General features: G+C 70.8%; 15 protein-coding genes and 3 tRNA genes. 3 read left to right on the top strand and 15 right to left on the bottom strand.

Features of this window, described 5'->3' with window-relative positions; translation table 11 throughout:
- Positions 1-244 precede the first annotated feature (244 nt).
- Positions 245-421 carry a hypothetical protein gene (locus ADL22_RS35805; RefSeq protein WP_199836356.1) on the bottom strand — a complete coding sequence of 59 codons (177 nt, stop codon included), beginning with the start codon at positions 419-421 and terminating at the stop codon, positions 245-247.
- A 575-nt stretch (positions 422-996) separates the two neighbouring features.
- On the opposite strand from ADL22_RS35805, the gene ADL22_RS22195 reads away from it, so the two are divergent.
- Complete coding sequence (locus ADL22_RS22195; protein ID WP_159048708.1) at positions 997-4,419, top strand: hypothetical protein; 3,423 nt, start codon at positions 997-999, stop codon at positions 4,417-4,419.
- Positions 4,420-5,248: 829 nt separating this feature from the next.
- Here the strand turns inward: ADL22_RS22195 and ADL22_RS35465 are convergent.
- The 8 genes from ADL22_RS35465 to ADL22_RS22160 form a co-directional block, all read right to left on the bottom strand.
- Complete coding sequence (locus ADL22_RS35465; protein ID WP_159048707.1) at positions 5,249-5,407, bottom strand: hypothetical protein; 159 nt, start codon at positions 5,405-5,407, stop codon at positions 5,249-5,251.
- Positions 5,408-5,488: 81 nt separating this feature from the next.
- Positions 5,489-5,926 carry a hypothetical protein gene (locus ADL22_RS22190; protein WP_159048706.1) on the bottom strand — a complete coding sequence of 146 codons (438 nt, stop codon included), beginning with the start codon at positions 5,924-5,926 and terminating at the stop codon, positions 5,489-5,491.
- A 133-nt stretch (positions 5,927-6,059) separates the two neighbouring features.
- Positions 6,060-6,956, bottom strand: a complete 897-nt coding sequence (locus ADL22_RS22185) for a hypothetical protein (protein WP_159048705.1) — start codon at positions 6,954-6,956, stop codon at positions 6,060-6,062.
- Positions 6,957-7,384: 428 nt separating this feature from the next.
- Positions 7,385-8,635, bottom strand: coding sequence for an esterase/lipase family protein (locus ADL22_RS22180; protein ID WP_066982492.1), 1,251 nt, complete (start codon positions 8,633-8,635; stop codon positions 7,385-7,387).
- A gap of 474 nt (positions 8,636-9,109) precedes the next feature.
- Positions 9,110-10,225, bottom strand: coding sequence for a glycine amidinotransferase (locus tag ADL22_RS22175; RefSeq protein WP_066982490.1), 1,116 nt, complete (start codon positions 10,223-10,225; stop codon positions 9,110-9,112).
- Positions 10,226-10,656: 431 nt separating this feature from the next.
- Positions 10,657-10,733 (bottom strand) — tRNA-Ile (locus ADL22_RS22170).
- 179 nt (positions 10,734-10,912) lie between these two features.
- Positions 10,913-10,985: transfer RNA gene (locus tag ADL22_RS22165), tRNA-Asn, on the bottom strand.
- A 5-nt stretch (positions 10,986-10,990) separates the two neighbouring features.
- A tRNA-Asn gene (locus ADL22_RS22160) sits at positions 10,991-11,063 on the bottom strand.
- Positions 11,064-11,277: 214 nt separating this feature from the next.
- Here ADL22_RS22160 and ADL22_RS22155 point away from each other — a divergent pair.
- Both ADL22_RS22155 and ADL22_RS22150 read left to right on the top strand, forming a co-directional pair.
- Positions 11,278-11,577 (top strand): hypothetical protein, encoded by a 300-nt coding sequence (locus tag ADL22_RS22155; RefSeq protein WP_066982486.1) that lies wholly within the window; start codon positions 11,278-11,280, stop codon positions 11,575-11,577.
- Positions 11,578-11,710: 133 nt separating this feature from the next.
- Entirely contained in the window at positions 11,711-13,171 is a 1,461-nt protein-coding gene (locus tag ADL22_RS22150; protein WP_066982483.1) for an FGGY family carbohydrate kinase, read from the top strand.
- 48 nt (positions 13,172-13,219) lie between these two features.
- On the opposite strand, the gene ADL22_RS22145 is transcribed toward ADL22_RS22150, so the two are convergent.
- From ADL22_RS22145 to ADL22_RS22120, 6 genes are all read right to left on the bottom strand, one after another.
- A complete protein-coding gene (locus ADL22_RS22145; RefSeq protein ID WP_420711586.1) occupies positions 13,220-14,497 on the bottom strand; it encodes an RNA polymerase sigma factor in 1,278 nt (425 codons plus the stop codon).
- A gap of 307 nt (positions 14,498-14,804) precedes the next feature.
- Positions 14,805-16,718 (bottom strand): DNA primase, encoded by a 1,914-nt coding sequence (gene dnaG, locus ADL22_RS22140; RefSeq protein ID WP_066982477.1) that lies wholly within the window; start codon positions 16,716-16,718, stop codon positions 14,805-14,807.
- 69 nt (positions 16,719-16,787) lie between these two features.
- A complete protein-coding gene (locus ADL22_RS22135) occupies positions 16,788-17,792 on the bottom strand; it encodes a threo-3-hydroxy-L-aspartate ammonia-lyase (protein WP_066982474.1) in 1,005 nt (334 codons plus the stop codon).
- Between the two features lie 9 nt (positions 17,793-17,801).
- A complete protein-coding gene (locus ADL22_RS22130) occupies positions 17,802-19,064 on the bottom strand; it encodes an NAD(P)/FAD-dependent oxidoreductase (RefSeq protein WP_066982471.1) in 1,263 nt (420 codons plus the stop codon).
- Between the two features lie 352 nt (positions 19,065-19,416).
- On the bottom strand, positions 19,417-20,751 hold the full coding sequence (locus tag ADL22_RS22125) for a deoxyguanosinetriphosphate triphosphohydrolase (protein ID WP_079064334.1): 1,335 nt from the start codon (positions 20,749-20,751) through the stop codon (positions 19,417-19,419).
- On the bottom strand, positions 20,748-21,686 hold the full coding sequence (locus ADL22_RS22120; protein ID WP_079064333.1) for a sirohydrochlorin chelatase: 939 nt from the start codon (positions 21,684-21,686) through the stop codon (positions 20,748-20,750). The genes ADL22_RS22125 and ADL22_RS22120 overlap by 4 nt, the downstream gene beginning before the upstream one ends.
- Between the last annotated feature and the right edge of the window lie 27 nt (positions 21,687-21,713).

Below are 21,713 nucleotides of genomic sequence, written 5' to 3'. Positions count from 1 at the left end.
GTCCTGCGGTTGCGGAACGGGAGGCACCGATACGGCCAGCAGCAGAAGCCCGCACGGATGCCTTTATATCTCAACTGGCCTGTATTACCGACGAGTTCGGACAATCGGACCTTGCGATATCCCAGGGCGCTGCGCCTGAAGCTGTCGAGTTGAGTGCCGTCACGGCGTGGCGCTCGAGTGTGCGATGCGGGCCCTGGGCCCAGGCGCGGGCTCTGTCGCACGAGGGCTCCGGGGCGCATCCCACTCACCGCTGGCGGCGCCGCACCAGGATGGTGAGAGTGGTACGGGCATCCTTGCGGCGTTCCGGCGTAGGGGCCAGGACGGAGACAAGGGCGACGACGAACAGGACGCCCGCATACAGCAGGCCGGCACACCCGCTCAGAGCTGCGGCATAGTGAAGCAGTTGGGAAATCTCGGACACGGGCCATCCTTCTGTCTCAGGGCCGGATTCGGCTGCGCTGTGATGGCTCCACAGTCGCGAGACGGCGGGACGACGGCGAGTTGCGCCTTCCAGCATGCGAGCCGTTTCCGCAGCTCAGGCGGCAGATTATTGACGACGCCGACCGAGTTTTCCGTCGCTGCGAGCCGAGAGGGGGATCGATGGCCGATACGGAGCGAACGGCACGCACGAGACTGGGCGCCATGCTGAGGTGCTTGTGGGAGGCGGCGGGGCAGCCGCGAGCTCAGGAGCTGGGGCTTTCTCGTTCCACGCTGGGAGACTGGCGCAACGGCAGAACCGCCCCGTCAGCCGAGAGCACAGATCAATTCTGGGCTCTGGTAAGGAAGTTGCAGCAGGCCGCCGGTCGCCCGGTCCATACGGATACCGAGTGGGAGATCGCGCTGCATGCCGCGCAGGAGGAGGGGACCACTAGGCGGAACCGCCAGCTCTCCCTGGTCCGGGAGAAGGACCCGGACCACCGGTTCGTCCGCCCTCACATGCCCGCCGTTGACGCTGCCGTGGACGGTCTCCGCGGGCGAGAGGGCGAACGTGCGGCCATGAACGCGTTCATCAGCGACGCCCGTTCCACGGCGCCGTCGTACCTGTGCTGGCACGCCGACTCCCCCGTGGGCAAGACCGTCCTGCTCGCCGACTACGTACAGCGGCCGCCACTCAACACCGACGTCTTGAACTTCTTCGTCTCCGCACATGGCACCGACACACGCGCTGAGTTCGAAAAGCACATGGCTGATCAGATCAGGGCGCTACTCCGTTCGCCCGAGCAACCGATGCCTCGCGGTGTCCAGCAATGGAAACGCCTCTTTGCCGCGGCCGCCGAGACGAGCAGGAAGCACGGGCGCAAGCTATTGCTGGTGGTCGACGGCCTCGATGACGACGTGGCGTGGTCAGGACTCACGGCCGCCGGCGAACCGCCCGCGACCGGAGGCACAAGCCTGCCAGGCATTGTCCGTGGCAGCATCGCCGCGCTCCTACCCGCTGCTCCGCCTCCCGGCATGCGGGTCATCGTCTCCTTCAGGCGCGGCGTGCGCTATCCCGATGACCTCCCCGCACGACATCCGCTGCGCCAACGCGCACATCTGCGCGCTCTCGCACCTGTCGAAGGGGTACGCCAGGTCCGGCGGGACCCCGCCGCTCTGGGTGAATCGGTCGCGGGACTGCTCGCCGCGTCGGGCGGTGGCCTCCGTACGGCGGACCTCGCGGAGCTGGCCGGGCTCCCGCCCGACTGGGTCAACCGCCTGATACAGGGGCCGGCGGGGCGCTCCCTCATCCTCGACGATCCGGTAGCCCAGACCTACGTGCTTGCGCATCCCAGCCTTGCCCAGGCAATTCGTGAGGACTTGGGAGACCAGGTGATCGCACAGCACACCCGTGCGCTGCTCGCCTGGTCGCGGAGATGGCGCACGGCGGGCTGGCCCCCCGGAACGCCCCCGTACCCCTTGACACATCAGCTCCGGCTGCTGACCAGTGCCGCAGAACGTGCCGCGTACGTTCTCGACATGCCCCGGCTGCGCCGCCTCGCCTCCACGGCCGGACCGGAAAAGGCCCTCGCGCAACTGGACGCACTCGAGGAAGAGATCAGCCCTTCAGACACCGCCCCCGGCGACCTGGCGGTGCTCGTCCCGCTCATCGCGGCGCGGGCTCTCCTGCGCCGCGAGTCGCGCGAGGTGCCTCCAGGTGCCCCCGCCCTCCTCGTCCGGCTGGGCGAAGTGGAGCGCGCTCGCGGCGTGGCCCGTTCCGCACCGACCATGGCCGCAAGGGCCATGCACTTGGCGGACGTAGCGGTGGAAATGACCTACGCAAAGCGGGAAGGCGCAGACGCCGTCGCCCTGGAGGCAGCCCAGTGGCTCTCCCGTACCGACCAGGGTTTCCCCGGCGGATATCAGGACACCGAGTCATCTAAGCGGTTCCTCGAAGCCGCCCGCACACTCATGTCACTCAACGACCTGGGCGCTGCCAGAACCCTGCTACGGGCCGTGATCCACGACAAGGCGGCCGGGACGGAGACACTCGCCACGGCAGTCGGCCTGCTGGCCACGGCCAACGACGCAGATGGCGTGATAGCACTGTACGAACGAGCTGAGAATCTGAGCGAGGGGGGCGTACGCGACCGTGCGGCCGCGGTGGACCTCTGGGGGGCACTGGCGCGGGCGGTGCCTTCGCTCAGCAGCGACGCCGGTGGCCGCATCGTGGCCATCTGCGAGAAGCTGGGCCCCTCGGACGGGCTGGAGGCAGCCGACGTACTCGCCCGCGCCGCGTCGGCGCTTTCCAGACTGCCTGCCAGGCGGCAGCGTATGGCTCAGGAAGCGGCACGGGACGCACTGGCCCGGATTACCGAAGCCCTGGCCGACCCTGATGCGTTGCCCGAGGACGATCAGGCACATCTCGGTCGCGAACTGGCCGGAACGCTGGCACGTCTCGCCCAGGCGGTCGACGACGACGCCATGCCGCCCACGAGGTACGCCCTCAAGGAAATCAGCCGCCTGCTGGAGTCCCTGCCCGAGGGGCTGCTTACCGGCGTACTCGGCGATGTCATCCCTGAACGCGCTCTGCTGCTCATCGAAGCCCGTGAAGAACGCCAGGAACAGGAGGCTGAGGCCGCCTCGGCCAACGCCAGGGACAAGAAGAACGCGGCTCGGAGAAAGAAATACGCAGAGCGGGCGCACAAGGAACCGGGAGGCGTGCAGAGGCAGGACCGGCCTGCATCCAGGCATCGGCTGCCCGCAGGTCTGCGTCCTTCCCACGATGGGCCGCAGCGTGATGACGTACTTCTGCTTCACGAGGCGGACACCCAGCTGGAGGCAGGCAATCTTCTGCGCAGCCGGGAGCTGCTGGAGACTGCCCTGCGGGCCTCCCCCGCCCCGTCGTCGTATCCGCCCGTCCCAGAAGACTGGACGGTAAGTCTCTCTCAAGCTCTAGGGTTCACCGGCGACTCCAGGAAAGCTGAAACGCTCGTCGCAGACCTGGCAGGCGCACGGGACCGCGCGCTGCACCTGGCAGCTCTCTCCCTCGGGTGCTCTCTCGGCGGGCGCATGAACGCGGGAGGCCGCTACGCCCATGAGGCGGCACGTCTGACGTCCGGCAACACCGATCCCGCTCTGATGAACGTCGTCGCCCAAGCACTGGCCCATGCCGGAGACGGACCTGCGGCTTTGGCCACCGCAACGGGACGTACCGCCACGCAGAAGCGGCAGGCGCTAACCGCCGTCGCGGCCGGACTCACCCGTCACTGCCCCGAAGAAGCGGCACGTATCGCCGAACCTCTCACAGAGGATCTGATACGACGGATCGATGCGGGAAGCCCTCTCCGAACCCTCCCGGAACTTGCAGCTCTCCTGCTCGCCTACCCGGATATCCGGCAACCCGACACGCGACTGCACGAAGCGTTGCAACTCGCCTCACTTCGCTTGTCCGAAACACCCCCTCCACGGCACGCGCCGTCCATGACCGTCCTCACCCTGCTGCAGCGGCTTGGCTGCCTCCCCGAGAGGGATAGCCACGCCGTAGCAAGCCTGACAAACAGCTGGCAGCACTCGCTCCAGCCGGGGGGAGAGTCTTGCGCGGAACTGGCCTTGCTTTCCGCCGTGGACGGTGACACCACCGCCCTTTGGCGCCATGCCGAGGCGGCACGGACACCGGACGGGCGAGCGACGGCGCTCTACGCAGCCGCTGCGTATCTCGCGGGTGCGCCGGTAACCCTGGCCACGGACAGCCGGGCCGGCGACAGGGTTGTCCGGACCTGTCTGGCACTCGCCCTGGCATCAGGCGACGGCAGCCCCCCTGCTGAGGCAACGGCCCGGCGCCTCGTGCGCGACCTGTTGGGAACCGACTCGTGGACCCACACAATCCCGCTGCTCCCTCAACTCGCTCCCGGCGCCCTGCGGCATCTGAGCTTGATCGCAAGAGACCCCGACCGGCGTGCGGACGGACCAGGAGTCGGAGGCGACATATCCCGGCTTTGAACGGACCGGTGATGTCGCCCTCGATACGGGCGGCCTGTTCCCCGCGCCTGCGAGTTGGTCCCTCCCTCGCTGGGATGGCGCGTTGGCTTGCCGGGCGCCGGCGAGTGCCTGCCGTGGGCCCTGGCTCAACCTGCGAAGTGATCCAGAACCCACTCGTTCATTTCAGGGCCGTGGGATCACCACACCAAGGATCCCATCAAGGCTTCCCCTTAAAGCCCCAGGCCACAAGGGCGGCGGAGGCTCATGGGCCGCACGGAGACGCGTTGCCCGCCTCACAATTCGATGCACCACCTCGCACAAAACCACCGCTCCAACCGCGTTTGCGCAGGTCATGCCGATTTCGCTGAGTGGGGCGGGTGGGACTCGAACCCACGGCCGACGAATGATGAGTCCTTTCAGGATCTTCCGTGATCTTCCTGTTCCTACCCGGTGCTTCCTATTACCGCAGGTCAGAGCTATGTTCTCGTCAGCACGGTTGAACATGGACGCAGCGGAGTGCCTTACAGGGGGGAAGCGATGCCTCAACCTCTTCGCCCGAGGTGGAGCCGGGCGGCGCAATTCCAGGTAAGCCGCCTGATCAGAGGCTAGCCCCCTGGCTAATCCGTTCGGAACGCTTCGCTGAGAAACGCTTCCACCACCGACAGATGCTGTACCGCGGCGATTCCCTCGGCCAGGCACTGCCGAGCACGGTGAAGCCGCGCCCTGGGTTTCCTCTTGCTTCACCTTGCTTCACCCGCCGGTCGCTGTGGAAGCGGTGGCGGCCACCTCCACTGGCGATCACGCAGACCGCGCGAATCGCGGTCCGCGTGGGCATCGCTCCTCGCTCTCGTTACTCGTGGACGGCCTCCTCTACGACCTCGGCTTCGATGACGGAACCCTCCACCGTCAGGGTGGAGACATCGGTCGACGCCTGGGCGATGTCCATGACGGCGTGCCGCAGGTCGACAACCTGGGTGCTCTGTGGTTCGGTAGCTTGGCGGGTAGGCACGTCACTCCCCCTTGCGAGTACGGCTGTTGTCGGTGGGGTCCGCTGGGCCCCCTGCCGGCGGGCACTCGGCCTGCCGGAGCGTCATCGGAATGTGGTGTCCTTCATCTCCTCGCGGATCACACCGCCGACCCGGCCGAGGAGGGCTGAGCGTTCGCCGTCGCTCAGTTGGGTCTGTTGTGCAGCGGCGGCCTCGGGATCGCTGAGGTGCTCGGCCAGTCGGGCCGGATCGGTTGCCAAAATGGTCAGGTAGTCGGCCAACGGGCTGGGGTAACGAGTCGGCATGTAGCGGTCGCTCGTTCCCGGCCTGCTCAGGGGGCGTTCCTCGTCGGCCGCCGGTGCAGGGGACGCGCCGTTGCCCGAGAACCGGCTGGCCAGCCCCAGCCGCTCGGCCGTCTGCATGTTGACGGGCCGTGGGCCGACAGGCGGAAGGTAGAGAGTGGAAATGCCGGTCAGCGGTTCCTGCCGCAGCTCCCGCAGGGGAGTGGTGCGGATGAGGGGCGCACAGACCGGGTACACCACGAGCGAGCACAGGAGAGGCTCCGAGGTCTCGGTGCATTCGAGGGCGATCCCGACCGCCGCCTCTGACGTGGGGCTTCGCCGGGATGGGGCCGCCAGCGACCTTACCCTCACGGCCTAGTGGATCGTCACCGCGTCAATCAGCGGTTGGGAGCGATTCGCTGGCAGCCGGCCATCCGGGCGTCGGGTCGAAGATCCGCGCTTTGTAGATGGTGGGATCGCCCTTGGCGGAGTATGCGGGCTGGTGGTCGGGGTCTGTGCTTCCAGCCTTGTAGAGATTCACAGCTGTAGGCAGGTCGGCCGCCGGCTGACTCCCCCACTGGGTCGGCTGGGTGTACAGGATGGTGCCGTCAGGGAACTGCCCTAGCGATTTGAACCGCGATGTCGCGTAGCCCTTCTCGTTTCGGATCCGGCTGGGCGACTTGTACTCGGCCAGGTAGGGAGAGTCGAACGGGTAGTCGCGGGCATCGATGAGTTGCTGGGTGTCCAGGTTGTAGACGAATACTTCGTTCTCGGTGCTGATGAGCAGCTCTCGCTTCCCGGGCACACCGGCGAGATCGTGTGGCGTATTGGCTTCGCTGAGGTCTTCGGCGTCCTTCTCGTCCTTGGTGATGGTGATAATCCGGGGATTGTCGATCAGGGTGTGATCGTCGGTGTCGTAGTGGAATACCGCAACGATCCCGTCGCCCTGCAGTTTCGCCTTACTGGTGCCGGTAACGTACAGGTCCTGGCTCGCGGCGTCCCACAGCGCCGTGTGGCTGCTGAAGAGTTTTCCCGATCCGAACTTCTTGGCTCTTGGGTGGTCTTTGTCCAGGTCGTAGACGTACACGCCGTCCGCCTCGCTGACTGCCACCTGGTGGTCCGGGAGCACCTCGAGGGAATGCTGGTTGTGCGTATCGGGAAGGCAGAAGCCCGTCTCCAGATGAGGAGTGGGGACCTCATTGACGATTGCCACCCCGTCGCCGGCCAGGGCGGCGAAGTGCGTGCTGTCGACCCGTTTTACTTCCGTCGCGCTCGGGCTGTCGAGGACCATGCACCTATCGAGGTCCGAGCGGGCAGTCACCCTCGCGTCCTTGCTGGGGGCCCACTCCCATTGCTTTGTGAATGTGCCTCCCGATTCCTTCAGCATCTGGAAGGACATGGGGGCTGTGCCCTTCCCGTAGATACCAGCCAGAATCCTGTGTTCCACACTCTGGCCCGGTTCCGGGCTCACCGCATCAATCGGCCGTGGCTCAGCTGCCGCGGTCGGCACCGTTACCGCACTGCTCCCGGCGCAGGTTACGGCCGCAGCTGTGAGTGCCGATGACACCAGCCATCGACGTGTCCGCGTTCTGCCGCGCCGGTGATGACAGACCTGATTCATAAGGTCCCTTTCGTAGCTGCCCCGATGCCCGGCGGCGTCAGCGCCGCAACGCGCAGGTGGCGATCCGCTCGCCGAGCTCGGCGGCGACTGGGGTTCACTCAGGCGTGTTCGACCCAGTACTGCAGATGGACCTTGCCCTCATCCACGCCGTAGACGTATTCGTCGAACTCGCCGGTGCCCATGGTGGGATCCCAGGAGACCCGGCCGGCGGCGAGCTTGTCGTCCGATGACGTGGAGTCGTAGTCGTTGATGTCGAACCGGAAGGTGAAACCCCTTTCGTCGCCCCATTGGCCAATCGCTCCTGGAGCCATGCTGTCCATCTGGCGGCCGAACCGGGTGTCACCTTCGCAGAAGTCCGAGGGGTCGGTCACCTTCCAGGCGTCCCTGCTTTCAGGGCCGGGACGGTCCGCGCCGTGATGGAGCAGGTCAATGCTGCCGTACAATTCGGCGCACTTTCCGGGTCCATCGTTCCAATACTCAAGCCAAGCCTTCGCGTGGATCACATAGTCACCCTTGTCGATGGTGACCGGGGCAGGCTTGTGCTTGTCGAATTCTGCGAGAAGACCGCTGCGAACAGTCGAGTCGTTGCGCAGTCCTTCATGGCTGGGCCCGTCCTCAAGGACGTGGTTGTCCGCGCCGGTGAGCGCGGTGCTCCCAGTGGACACCACGCGATCGTTGCGGGACGCGTAGGTGATGTACTGCGTAGGCCCGGGCGTTTCGTCTCCGCTGTTGAGACCGTTCAGGAAGTCTGAGCCGGGGCTCATTTCAGTGAGAGACGGATAGGCCCACTCGCATGGGAAGAACTTGCACCACACGGCATTGTGGGCACCGTGGTTGGGGCCGCCGAGCGATGCCCAGTTGAGGACCTGGCTCTGGCGGTCGGGGTAGTCCTTGAGGTACTTGCGGGTGAGCAGGCCGCCCATGGAGTGGGCCACGATGTTGATCTTCTTGTCGGCCCCGAAGTGGTCGCGGATGAAGCCGGCCAGCCGGCCGACATGGGCGCTGTTCGACGCGGTCCAGTCGTAGCCCCAGTTGAACAGTTCCGTATCCCGGTAGCCCTGGCCCTTGAACCAGCGGATGGTGTCGTCCCATGTGTTCGCGTCATCGCCGTAACCATGGACGAAGATCACTGGGTCGTGGGCCGTCGTCGTCGACCTGGCGGAGACTGCGGTCGCCCCTTCGGCCCCGGCTGCCGTGGCGGGGATGGCTGTCATGCTGCCAACAAGCCCGACGATGGCCGCCCCGAGTGCCACCAGGAACGCCAGATGTCGAAAGACCCGTCGGCCACCACGGCTGGAGGCGCCTTGTGCGTCGGCTCTGCCGCTCCCGGCCTGCACTGCGCGGATCATTGTGCTCCCCTCCTGTAGGACACCTGTCCCGGGAACCGGCCGGCCCGGGGATGCCGCGCGTCAGGGCTGTGCCCCCACCTGCGCGACGGCGTCCGATCAGCCTGACGAGCAGCAACGATTCACCGGAAGACCGTCTTCAAGGCACCCGCCCCTGGAGGACCCTTCTTCGCCGTTGCCCCACCCGTCACCCCAAACTCCTGAACTCCGAGCGCCGCGGGCATAACGCACCCCCAGACACACCCGCCCTACGCGTCTGCCTCTTCACGCCAGGCACATCAATCCCCTCGCCACAAGGCCCCCGCAACGTCCGGAAACCAAGGCCGAAATCAGGTTCGATGGGAGTAGCCGAGCGAAAGTGCCATAGACGGACAGGCGCACTGCTCGACGTCGACCGCGGCCGACCGGCCCGTACCGCCCGCCGCCGATCGAGCGGATTCCGTCGTGGCCGCCCGATGGGTCGTGTTACCGGTCGCTTCAGTCAATCGCCTTAAGGGCGGAATGGCCGAAGTAGTCCTCGGGACCGGAGCCCGCGCGCACGGTGTCCAGGGTGAAGCAGTGGAATCCGCCGCCGAACAGTCGCCGGTGCCGGTGGCGGACAGGCACCACATCGAAACCGTGGGATTCGAGGGTCTTGATCAGCCGGGGAGCCTGGGAGTTGACGACGACGGTGCTCTCGTCGAGCGAGAGCACGTTCATGTCGATGTACAGACTGGTGAGAGTCAGGTCGTCGGATCCGTAGCCGGGGAAGTCGGTCGGGTCCGGAGCCGGCATGTAGATGCGGTCCCACCGGCGCAGTGGCTCGGGGAGGAATTCCAGGACACCGGGGTTGCGCAGGAGAAGCGTCCCGGGGCGCAGCGGCAGCACTTGGGTGTCGATGTGGTTGTTGTCCAGCGCGTGCATGGTGTGCAGCCGGAACCTGCCGTCGAGGTACCGGCGCAGCCATGCGACGCCCGCCCGGTGGTTGGCCGTGGCGGCGTTGACGATGATGTCCCGACCGAAGCGCAGACACTGCGCCGCGTCGAACAGCATCTCGGCCCCCATATCGGCTGCGGTCACCGGCAGTTCGTCATCACCAGGGACGTGCTCGGGATCTTTGGCACGGGCGGCGGTGAGATCGAAGGAGCGATCTGTCATAACGGGCCGTGGCATGACGGTCCACTTGGCGCCGCGGGCGAAGTACTGGGCGAAGACCGGCTTGAGCAGATCGTTTTCGAAGTAGCGAGCCCGGATCTGCGGCGGTGTCTCGATGATCTCGTCGCCGAGGATGAGGGCCTGGTCGCGGACATTGAGGGCGGGAGTGCCGATCGACCGCCAGTGCGCTGTGTGGAAGTCGGCGGGGCGGGTCAGCGGTAGCGGTCGGTGGACCGTGACCGACGCGTCCTTCAACGCGGCGACCAATCCCTCGACGTCTTCGCACAGTTCCTCGACGTAACGCTTCTTGATCGTCTTGCGGGAAGCATCGGTGAACTCATCGAACACTTTGAAGAACAGGCGGAAAGACAGATCCAGTTCGTGACCGTCGTATCCCGCAGGCGAGCCAACGATGATCTCCCGCAAGGGGGACCATTCGTCGTAGCTGTTGAGAGCCATGGCGCTCCTCTCTTCGGGCCGGGTTACGAGCAGCAGGAGTACCACCCACCTGATCGCAGGCCGCCCGGGTCGGGCTCGCCTGGCGGGGCCCAGAGCAGCCAGATGGGGTAGGACGCGAAGGCCCGCACAGGAGGGTGTGCTCGAACGGCACCGCCCCCGCGTCCGCCGGCAGGCGCCGCAACTCCGACCCGTCGCGGGTGACGTACGCGGCCTCGAACCCGTCCGCCGGCGGCCCGGCGGGACCACCCGGCAGGACCTCTACCGCCTGCACCACGTCCGGCAGGGAACTGAGGGACCCGGGTCGGGCCCTCCGGGTCCCGGTGGGGTCCCTGGACCTTGGTCTGAACGCATGAACGGGGGCCGCCACGCTGGAGTGGCAGCCCCCGTTCATTCGTTTTCGCAGGTAGAAGCGTTGCTGGCTACCTGCCGCGTGGTGGGGCGGGTGGGACTCGAACCCACGGCCGACGGATTATGAGTCCGCTGCTCTAACCGGCTGAGCTACCGCCCCTCACGGCGCGTCGCGCACATTTGTGCGCGCCGTCTGCCGCAGCATAGCCGCTCATACGATCTGCTGCCCGTGCGGGCTGCCGTCGGGCGACCTTGCACGCCCAAGAGGACTTCGATCACCCCGTACGCGGTTCCCGGGCACAAGAAAAAGGACCCCTTCCGGGGTCCTCGTTCCTTGCGCTCCCCCGACTGGACTCGAACCAGTAACCCTCCGGTTAACAGCCGAATGCTCTGCCAATTGAGCTACAGGGGATTGAGCTCCCCCGACTGGACTCGAACCAGTAACCTGCCGGTTAACAGCCGGCTGCTCTGCCAATTGAGCTACAGGGGACTGCTCTGCTTGCCTCGAATGCATCGCTGTCCGGGGCTCCGGACGGCGTGCGCTCGCTGCGACACATACATTAGCGCAAGCAGGGGGGTGCTCCGCCAATCGGTATCGCCACCAGGTCGCCGCGGGTGGGTCCGGTGCCGGTGGGCAGGTGCCTGCCCGGCGTCCGGTGCCGGCCGGTACCGGACGGGAACGAGCGGCAAGGAAAGGTGGAGCGATGCGCTACCGGCTCACGTTCATCGCGGGACTGGCGGTGGGATATGTGCTCGGCACCCGGGCCGGGCGGGAGCGGTACGAGCAGCTCCGGAAGAGCGCCCGGCGGATCGCGCAGAACCCCGCGGTCCGGAACACCGCCGAGTCGGCCGCGCTGGGCGGGCGGCAGGCCGCGTCGAAGGCGTTCGCGGTGGTCTCCGACAAGGTCGGGGACCGGCTGCCGGGGCCGGTCGCGGAACGGGTGCGGTCGCTGCGCGAGCAGCGGGGGAACGATGAGGACGACTGGGGTACCAGCAATACGTAGACGTAGATGTAGACGCAGACGGCGGGTGGCAAGCCGTCCCGGGGGGCCGTAGGCGGGCGGGCCCCCGGGGCGTGGCGGGGTGGGGACGCCCTGGCTCTTTCTCCAAGGCGGGCATGGGGCATCATCTGGGGCCATGGGGATAGTCGCCGGGTTGGACAGTTCGTCGGTCAGCACGCGGATCGTGGTGTGCGATGCGGACACGGGTGCCGTGATCAGGCAGGGGTACGCGCCGCACCCCGTCGAGAAGGGGCCCGAGGCCGATCCGCAGGCGTGGCTGATGTCACTCGGGGAGGCCGCGGGCAACGGGCTGCTGGAGGGCGTCCAGGCGATCGGGGTGTCGGCGCAGCAGCACGGGCTGGTGGCGCTGGACGCGGACGGGAATCCGGTGCGGCCGGCGCTGGTCGGCAACGACAAGCGGGCCCAGAGCGCGGCGGCCGACCTGGTCGACGCGCTGGGCGGGCGGGCGGCCTGGGCCGACGCGGTCGGGGCTGTCCCGCAGGCCAAGCACCCGGTGACCAAGCTGCGCTGGCTGGCGCGTACCGAGCCGGCGAACGCGGCCCGGGTCGCCGAGGTGATGCAGCCGCACGACTGGCTGGCCTGGCAGCTGCTGGGCCGGCCGGCGCGGCGGACCACGGACCGCGGCGGGGCGTCGGCGACCGGCTACTGGTCAGCGGCGTCCGGGACGTACCGGCCGGAGCTGGTGGAGCTGGCGCTGGGGCACCAGGTGCGGCTGCCGGAGGTGCTGGGGCCGGCCGGGACCGCCGGATTCACGCCGGAGGGGCTGCTGATCTCGGCCGGAACGGGCGAGACCATGGCCGCCGCCTTCGGGCTGGGGGTCGGGGTGGGCGACGCGGTGGTGTCGCTGGGCGCCTCGGGGTCGGTGTTCGCGATCCACGAGGAGGCGCTGGCGGACCCGAGCGGGACGATCACCTCGTTCGCCGACGCGACCGGGCGGCATCTGCCCGTGGTGCACACCACCAACGCGGTGCGGGTGCTGCGCGGTACGGCGGAGATGCTGGGCACGGACCTGGCGGGGCTGTCGGAGCTGGCGCTGGCGTCGTCGCCCGGGGCGTACGGGATGGTGATGCTGCCCTATCTGGAGGGCGAGCGGACGCCGTATCTGCCGCACACCGCCGGGTCGTTGCACGGGATGCGGCGGGAGAGCATGAAGCCGGAGCATGTGGCGCGGGCGGCCGTGGAGGGCATGCTGTGCGGGCTGGCGGACGCGCTGGACGTGCTGCGCGGCCGGGGCGTGGCGGTGCACCGGGTGTTCCTGCTGGGCGCGGCGGCGGAGCTGGGCGCGGTGCAGGCGGCCGCGCCGGGGCTGTTCGGGGCGCGGGTGGTGGTGCCGCAGCCGGCCGAGTACGCGGCGCTGGGCGCGGCCCGGCAGGCGGCCTGGGCCTGGCAGGTGGCGCACGGGACGGCCGCGGCCGGGGACGGCGGTACGGGCTACCCGGAGCCGCCGCGCTGGCCGGCGGCGGCGAGCCAGGTCTTCGAGGCGGGTGACGAGCTGCCGGTGTGGCAGGCGGTGCGGCAGCAGTACACGGCGGTGCGGGACGAGGTGCATCCGGGGGCGTTCCAGCGGGAGGGGTGAGCCGGGAGGGCCGCGCCACGGGGCCGGGCCCGCGGGCGGGGCGGTGGGTCAGTCGAGGTAGCCGCGGAGCTGGTCGGCGAAGGCGTGGTCGCGCAGCTTGCCGAGCGTTTTGGACTCTATCTGGCGGATCCGTTCGCGGGTGACGCCGAAGATCCGGCCGATCTCCTCCAGGGTGCGCGGGCGGCCGTCGGCGAGGCCGTAGCGGAGCTGGACGACCTTGCGTTCGCGTTCGCCGAGGGTGGACAGCACGGCGTCGAGATGCTCGCGGAGCAGCAGGAACGCGGCGGACTCCACGGGTGAGGCGGCGTCGCCGTCCTCGATGAGATCGCCGAGCGCGACCTCGTCCTCCTCGCCGACCGGGGCGTGCAGGGAGACCGGTTCCTGGGCGAGGCGGAGGACCTCGGTGACGCGTTCGGGGGTGAGGCCGAGGTGGGCGGCGACCTCCTCGGCGGTGGGTGCGGTGCCGCGTTCCTGGAGCATCCGGCGCTGGACGCGGACCACGCGGTTGATCAGTTCGACGACGTGGACCGGGACGCGGATGGTGCGGGCCTGGTCGGCCAGCGCGCGGGACATGGCCTGGCGGATCCACCACGTCGCGTAGGTGGAGAACTTGTAGCCGCGGGCGTAGTCGAACTTCTCGACGGCGCGGATCAGGCCGAGGTTGCCCTCCTGGACGAGGTCGAGCATGGTCAGGCCGCGGCCGATGTAGCGCTTGGCGACGGAGACCACCAGGCGGAGGTTGGACTCGATCAGGCGGCGTTTGGCGATCCGGCCCAGGACCACCAACCGGTCGAGGTCGTGGGCGAGTTGGGAGTCGAGGTCGGGGGTGCGGGTGAGCTTCTCCTCAGCGAAAAGGCCGGCCTCGACGCGGCGCGCGAGGTCGACCTCCTCGGCGGCGGTGAGCAGCGGGATCCGGCCGATCTCGCGGAGGTACTGGCGGAAGAGGTCGGAGGAGGGGCCGCCGGGGTCGGGGCGGGGGGTCCGGTCCTCGGTGGCCGGCTCGTCCGCGGAGGGCTCGTCGGCTGCCTCTTCGGCGTCCGGGGCCTCGGCGGACGAGGGCTCCTCGGTGTCCTCGGCCGGGTCCTCGTCGCGTTCGTCCGCGGCGGCGTCCTCCGCGTCCACGGGGGCGCCGGCGTGCTCCGGCGGTCCGGGAGGTTCGGGCGGCTCCGGGGCGTTCTCCGCGGCGGGGGCGCCGGCGGTGAGGGTTTCGGCGGCGGGGGCGTCGGGCTGCTGCGGTACCGCGACCGGGACGGTCGGCAGGCCGGGATCGGGCGGAGCGGCCGGGGCGCCGCCGGCCGGCGCGGCGGAGAGGGTCCGGGTCTGCACGGGGGCGACCTCCAGGTGATCGCGGCTGGGGGCACGAGGACCGGGTGCGGACGCGGCCGAGCCGCCGGGTCCGCCCCGTACGGCACGGGCGGCTGCGCGGGTCACGGCGCGTACGGCGGCGCGCGCGGCCGGGGGGTGCCGCGCTCCGGGGCCTTACGGCACCTGTGCTCAGTGTGGAGTACGACACGCGCCCGCCACGAGGGGCGTGCGGGCACTTTTTGAGACCGGTACGTGACCGTATGGCTACCGGGAGGTGCCGTCCGTGGGCGGTGGGATTCCTGGTGCGGGCGGGGCGCGGGCGGGGTGCTTACAGGGCGGCGGCGCCCCGTTCGCGGAGGGACTGGCCGTACTGCTGGAGGACCCAGAGTTCGTTCTGCACCGCGGCGAGCTGCTGGGGGTCGGCGCGCGGGCCGAGGCGCTGGAGGCTGCCGCGGATCTCGGTGATGCGCTGATTGACGGCGGCGAGGCGGACGGCGACCAACTGGACGCCGGCGTACGCCTCATCGGGGTCGCGGCGGGTGTGCAGCGGCTCGACGGCCAGCTCGGTGACCATGGCGCGGACCGTGTCGTCGGGGGCGGCGTCGCGCACCCGGGCGAGATAGCCGTCGTCGGCGGCGCCGGCCGTGGCGCCGCCGGCCTCCTCGATGCACTGCCGGACGACGGCGTACGGGGGCGCGGTGAACTCGTCGGCCCCGTAGGCGTCGAAGGCCGGGGAGACCAGGTCGGGGCGCTGGAGGGCGAGCTTGAGCAGCTCCCGCTCGACGCGGTGGGCGGGGCTGCGCAGATTGAGCGCGGGGCCGCCGGGGGCGGGGCGGGGCGCGGCGCCGGCCGGGGGCGCCTCCTGGCGCGGCGGGCGGCCCTGGCCGGGGGCGGTGCCGTCGCGGCCGCGCTCGCGGGCCCAGCGGGCGAGCTGGGCGACCCGGCGGACGACGAACTGGGTGTCCAGGATGCCGAGCATGCCGGCGAGCTGGACGGCGGATTCGTGCTGGATGGCGCTGTTCTTGATCCGGGCGACGATGGGGGCGGCCTCGTCCAGGGCGGCGGCCCGGCCGACGGGGGTGTCGAGGTTGTGGCGGGAGACGACCTGGCGGAGCGCGAACTCGAAGAGCGGGGTGCGGGATTCGACGAGGTCGGCGACGGCCTGATCGCCCTCGGCGAGCCGGAGGTCGCAGGGGTCCATACCGCCGGGGGTGATGGCGATGGAGGTCTCGGCGGCGAACTTCTGGTCGTCCTCGAAGGCGCGCAGGGCGGCCTTCTGGCCGGCGGCGTCGCCGTCGAAGGTGAAGACCACCTCGGCGCCGCTGTTGTCCATCAGCAGCCGGCGGAGGATCTTGATGTGGCCCTCGCCGAAGGCCGTGCCGCAGGTGGCGATGGCGGTGGTGACGCCGGCGAGGTGGCAGGCCATGACGTCGGTGTAGCCCTCGACGACGACCGCGCGGCTGGTGCGGGCGATCTCCTTCTTGGCGAGGTCGATGCCGTAGAGGACGTGGGACTTGCGGTAGATGGGGGTCTCGGGGGTGTTGAGGTACTTGGGGCCGTTGTCGTCGTCGCGGAGCTTGCGGGCGCCGAAGCCGACGACCTCGCCGGCGATATCGCGGATCGGCCACATCAGGCGGCCGCGGAAGCGGTCGATGGGGCCGCGGCGGCCTTCCTGGGCGAGGCCGGAGAGGACCAGTTCCTTGTCGCTGAAGCCGCGGCCGCGCAGGAAGCGGGTGAGGTGGTCCCAGCCGGCCGGGCTGTAGCCGAGGCCGAAGTGGGCGGCGGCGTCCTGGCCGAAGCCGCGGTCGGCGAGGAAGCGGCGGGCGATCTCGGCCTCGGGGCCGTCGAGCTGCTCGGTGTAGTACTGGGCGGCGGCCTTGTGGGCCTCCACCAGGCGGGTCCGCTCGCCCTGCTGGCGGCCGGGGGTGTAGCCGCCCTCCTCGTAGCGGAGGGTGATGCCGGCCTGGGCGGCGAGGCGTTCGATGGTCTCGGCGAACGAGAGGTGGTCGATCTTCATGACGAAGTCGACGGTGTCGCCGCCCTCCTGGCAGCCGAAGCAGTGGTACAGGCCCTTGGCGGGGCTGACGTGGAAGGACGGGGACTTCTCGTCGTGGAAGGGGCACAGGCCCTTGAGGTTGCCGCCGCCGGCGTTGCGGAGCTGGAGGTACTCGGACACGACGGCGTCGATCGGGACCGCGTCCCGAACCGCCTTCACATCGTCATCGTTGATCCTGCCTGCCACGCGTGAATTCTACGGTGGGGGTCCGACAGTCCCGGCCCGGCCGCCGCCCGGGGCGGGACCGGGGGACGGTCAGCCGAGGATCTTCAGGAAGCTCTCCAGGCCGATGTTGCCGCCGGAGACGATCACGCCGGTGCGGGCCGGGACGGGGTCCAGGCGGCCGGCGAGCAGGGCGGCCAGGGCGCTGGCGCCGCTCGGCTCGGTGACGATCTTCAGGCGTTCGAACGCGAACGCCATGGCGGTGCGGATCTCGTCGTCGGTGACCAGGACCACGGAGTCGACCAGCCGCTGGGTGATCGGGAAGGTCAGCTCTCCGGGGGCCTCGACGGCCTGGCCGTCGGCGATGGTGCGGGGCACCGGGACGGAGGTCCGGTGGCCGGCCAGAAGGGAGCGGCGGGTGTCGTCGCCGGCTTCCGGCTCGACGCCGATGACGCGGATACCGGGGGCCAGGCCGGTGGCGGCGGTAGCGGTGCCGGCGATCAGCCCGCCGCCGCCCACGGGCACCAGCAGCGCGTCGAGCGGGCCGGTCTCGTCCAGCAGCTCCAGGGCGGCGGTGCCCTGTCCGGCGATGATGTGCGGGTGGTCGTACGGGGGGATCAGGGCCAGGCCGCGTTCCTGGGCGATGCGGGCGCCGAGGGCGGCGCGGTCCTCGGTGTAGCGGTCGTAGGTGACGATCTCGGCGCCGTAGCCGGCGGTGGCGTCCCGTTTGGCGGGCGGGGCGTCCTCGGGCATCACGATGACGGCGGAGGTGCCCAGCTCCCGGGCGGCGAGGGCGACGGCCTGGGCGTGGTTGCCGGAGGAGTAGGCGACCACCCCGCGGGCCCGCTGCTCCGGGCTGAGGCGGGACAGCGCGTGGTAGGCGCCGCGGAACTTGAAGGCGCCGGCCCGCTGGAAGTTCTCGCACTTCAGGAACGCCCGGGTGCCGGTGCGGGCGTCCAGGGTGCGCGAGCGCAGCACCGGGGTGCGGTGGGCGGCGCCGGCCAGCCGCCGGGCGGCGTCCCGGACGTCGTCGAGGGTGACGGCCGGGGCGCCGGGCCCGCCGGCGGGGCTGGTGGGGCTGGTGGGGCCGTGGGTCATACGGGCACGCTACGGGAGCAGGGACTCCAGGGGAACGCCCGGATCGGCCAGCTTCTCGGTGTCCAGCGGGGCGGCCGCGCGGATCAGCTGCTGGATCTGCCCGGCGACGTCCCAGACGTTGACGTTCATGCCGGCCAGGACGCGGCCCTCGCGGAGCCAGAAGGCGATGAACTCCCGTTTGGCGACATCGCCGCGGCACACGACCTGGTCGTAGGAGCCGGGCGGGGCGTAGCCGGAGTACTCCATGCCGAGGTCGTACTGGTCGGAGAAGAAGTACGGGACGCGGTCGTAGCTGACGTCCTGGCCGAGCATGGCGCGGGCGGCGGCCGGGCCGCCGTTGAGGGCGTTGGCCCAGTGCTCGACGCGCAGCCGGGCGTCCAGGAGGGGGTGGTCGGCGGCGGCCGCGTCGCCGGCGGCATAGATGTACGGGTCCGAGGTGCGCAGCCCGGCGTCGACGGCGATACCGCCGCCGTCGGCGCGGTCCACGACGTCCAGGCCGGCCTGTTCGGCGAGGGCGGTGCGGGGGGCGGCGCCGATGGCGGCGAGCACGTCGTGGGCGGGGATCTCGGTGCCGTCGTCGGTGCGGACGGCGGTGACCACGCCGTCCTGGCCGGTGATCTCGGTGAGGCGGGCGCCGAAGTGGAAGCGGACGCCGTGGTCGCGGTGCAGGTCGGTGAAGAGGGTGCCGAGTTCGGGCCCGAGGATGCCGTGCAGGGGGGTCGGTTCCGGTTCCACGAGGGTGACCTCGGCGCCATAGGTGCGCGCGGCGGCGGCGACTTCCAGTCCGATCCAGCCGGCGCCGGCGATCACCAGGTGGCCGTTGTCACGGCCCAGTGAGGCGAGGACGCCGCGGAGGCGTTCGGCGTGGGCGAGGCGCCGGAGGTGGTGGACGCCGGCCAGGCCGGTGCCGGGGACGTCCAGGCGGCGGGGTTCGGCCCCGGTGGCGAGCAGCAGCTTGTCGTAGGCGATCAGGGTGCCGTCGCCCAGGCGGACGGTGCGGGCCGCGGGGTCCAGGTGGACGGCGGGCTGGCCCAGGTGGAGTTCGATGCGGGCCTGGGCGTAGAAGGCCGGTTCATGGATGAAGACGCTGTCGCGCTCGTCCTTGCCGAGCAGGTACCCCTTGGAGAGCGGGGGGCGTTCGTAGGGGTGGTCGCGCTCGTCGCAGATGAGGATCACCCGGCCGGTGAACCCCTCCGCGCGGAGCGTCTCCGCGGCCTTCGCTCCGGCCAGGCCACCCCCGACGATGACGAACGTCTGGTGTGCGTCGACCACTTGCTTCCTCCTCGTTGCGGTGCCGTACGTCCGCGTCCGCGGCCGTGTACGCCCCCGTTGGTGCCCCCGTCGTGCCTGCGCTGCCCCCCGTGTGCGGTGCCCGTGCCCGGTTGCCCGTCCCGCTGGCCCATGGTGTCCCCCGGTGCCCCTCGTGCCCCTTGGGTCCTTCGGTCCTCGCGGTGCCCTTTGGTGCCTCTCGTGCCTCTCGTGCCCCTTGGTGCCTCTTGGTGCCTCGCTCCCTTGATGTGTTCGACGGTGTTCGGGTTCCCGTGCGCCGGTGCGTGGACGAGGGTCCCGCACGGAGCGTGAAGGGGGAAGAGGGGCCGTCCCCCCGAAGTCACCCTGCGTTGCCCTAACTGTTACCAGGGGGACGTGTGAGGCGGGCGTGAAGAGTGCGCGCGGAGGCGTCGGTGAGCGCGGCGATCTGGTCGATGACCGCCCGCATCCGGCCGGTGTCGTCGGGGGCCGCGGCGAAGAGGGAGCGGAACTGCGGATCGAGGCCGTCGGGGGCGCGGGCGAGCAGCGCCTCGGCGAGTTCGGCGATCACCACCCGCTGGTCGGCGCGGAGCGCCTCCTGATCGGGGCGCTGGATGACGTAGCGGTCGGCGACGGACTTGAGAACGGCGCATTCCAGCCGGGTTTCGGCCGGAACCACCAGCTCCGCCGCGTACCGGGTGAGCCGCCCGCTGCCGTAGCGGGCCCGGGTGGCGCCCTCCGCGGCCAGGCAGAAGCGGCCGATGAGCTGGCTGGTCGCGTCCTTCAGGCGGGCCTGGGCGAGCGCGGAGCCGTCGTAGCCGTGCGGCCACCACTCCTGCTCCAGGAGGCGGTCCAGGGCGGCGGCCAGCTCCGCCTCGGCCGCGCCGGGCGCGTAGCGGGCCGCGGCGAGTGCGAAGATCTCGGCGCGCTCGGGGTCGGCGAGCAGGACGTTGGGGTCCAGGTGGCCGGCGTGCAGCCCGTCCTCGACGTCGTGCACCGAGTACGCGACGTCGTCGGCCCAGTCCATGACCTGCGCCTCGAAGCTGCGGGCGGCGGACGGCGCGCCCTGCCGGAACCACGCGAAGACCGGCAGGTCGTCGGCGTAGACGCCGAATTTCGGGACGTGCGGCCCGGCCGGGTGGGCGCCGCGCGGCCAGGGGTACTTGGTGGCGGCGTCCAGGGCGGCGCGGGTGAGGTTGAGGCCGACGCTGAGGGTGCCGCCCTGGGGGGCGGGCACGAACCGCTTGGGCTCCAGCCTGGCCAGCAGGCGCAGCGACTGGGCGTTGCCCTCGAAGCCGCCGCAGGCCGCGGCGACCTCGTCCAGGGCCTGCTCGCCGTTGTGCCCGAAGGGCGGGTGGCCGAGATCGTGCGCCAGGCAGGCGGTCTCCACGAGGTCGGGGTCGCACCCCAGGGCGGCGCCCAGTTCGCGGCCCACCTGGGCGCACTCCAGGGAGTGCGTCAGCCGGGTGCGGGGGCTGGCGTCCCATGCCTGGGTGGCGCTGCCGGGGGTGACGACCTGGGTCTTGCCGGCGAGCCGGCGCAGCGCGGCGGAGTGCAGGACCCGGGCGCGATCGCGCTGGAAGGCGGTGCGCCCGGGCCGCTTGTCCGGTTCGGGGACCCAGCGTTCGGTGTCCGCCGCGGTGTAGCCCGGGAGCGCCGCGTGCGGGCCCTGGCCGGGGCCGGGAGGGATGGCCGGTGATGTGCCCGTCATACCGCGACGGTAGCCGCCCCGGTGGGTGCGGTGCCCGATCCGGTGGCCGCGCAGAGCGCCTGGTCGTAGCGGTGCAGGACGAGGCGGGCCAGCGCGGGGTGGTCGCCCAGGGGCGCGGCGGCGGGGCCGGGGGCCAGGGCCGCGCACCGGTCGGCGAAGCGGCCGGGGGCGGTGAAGCAGGCCGCGACGGCGGTGCGGCGGGGGTCGTGGCCGCGCGCGGCGAGGGTGCGCAGGGCGTCGGGGACGGTGGGGGCGGCGGCGGACGCGTAGGCGGGCACCACGGGGACGCCGCCGAGGCGGGCGGCCAGGAGGCGGGCGATGCGGGTGGTGTCCCCGGTGGAGCGGGGGGCGCGGGAGCCGGCGGCAGCCAGGACGACCGCGGGGCCGCCGTCTTGGGGGCCGGCGCGGAACCCGGCCTCCAGGAGGCGGTCGTGCAGCGCCTCGGCCAGGAGGGGGTGCGGGCCCAGGGGCGCGGCGATCCGGCCGGTCAGGTGCCCGGCGGCGGCGAGCGCGGCGGGCAGGTCGTGGCTGACGTGGTAGCCGCGGCCGAAGAGCAGCGGGACGAGCACCACCTCGCCGCGCAGCGCGGCCAGGGTCCCGTCGAGCGGCGGCCGGTCGAGTTCCAGGTGGCCGAGGTGGACGGGCAATCCGGGGCGGAGGGCGCGGACGCGGGCCAGGAGGGCGCGGACGGCGGGCGCGGCCCCGGGGTGGCGGCTGCCGTGCGCGACGGCCACCAGGGCGGGCGGCCCGGCGGCGGGGCGGCGGAAGCCGTGCAGGCGGACGGTGCGGAGCCGGCTGCTGAGTTCGGCGGTGATGCGGTGGGCGAGTTCGGCGCTGCCCAGGGGCGCCGGGTACGCGGCGGGCGGGGCGGATAGCGGCGCGGGGGCGGAGGGGCCGGGGTCCGGGGTGGGCTGGTGCGCTGTCGACGCCGTCATGGGCCGAGCCTGGCAGCCGGGCGTTGC

Origin of the sequence: Streptomyces sp. NRRL F-4489, from assembly GCF_001509485.1 — a bacterium.
Taxonomy (GTDB): Bacteria; Actinomycetota; Actinomycetes; order Streptomycetales; family Streptomycetaceae; genus Streptomyces.
The sequence above is the reverse complement of the archived record's forward strand: the minus strand, read 5'-3'. Positions and strand labels throughout refer to the sequence as shown.